The organism is Cupriavidus sp. 05T313, assembly GCF_056396665.1.
In genome coordinates, this window is the sequence record NZ_JBFTLX010000593.1 from 1 (window position 1) to 533 (window position 533).

The 533-nt window shown below is 58.2% G+C and carries 1 pseudogene; it reads right to left on the reverse strand.

The features are described 5' to 3' along the window. Positions 1-201, reverse strand: a pseudogene (locus tag AC1DKD_RS41910) (hypothetical protein); the annotation flags it as partial. Between the last annotated feature and the right edge of the window lie 332 nt (positions 202-533).

Genomic DNA, 533 nt, shown 5'->3' on the forward strand with positions numbered 1-533 from the left:
GGGCGACAGTGATTTTCCGGGGGATATGACTCGCCGGGCGACAGTGATTTTCCGGGGGATATGACTCGCCCCGCTGCCTCGCGAAATGCCCTCTTCCTCGCTCACCTCGAAGTCTTCTCGAACAAATCCATGCCGCGCGCAGGCGGATTCAAAGTCGCCGCGTTCATTCACGGGCAATTCGTGGAACAGCTTTTGAACCATGGCTATCTCCCAGAGCCTGGCAAAATCCTAGCATGACGGCAAACCAGCGCGCATAGCCAGAAGCGCCAGGCATGAGCCTCATCGAGCGAATGAGAGTGCGGAATCAAAGTTCTACGAGGTGCCTAGATGCTCAGCGCCAGGAGCATCTCACACGATGGCGATTGCACAAGCGAACCTTGACCAAGCGATTTTGGACTCCGCTGAACATTATCGCCGGGCGATTGCCAACGCTTAACAGGCGCGTCTCCTGACTATCACGGCTACACCTGGGCCGACCGATAGCGGGGGGATCGTCAGCCACCGCAGGTCCGTTGAGTACCGCAGTAAGGCGC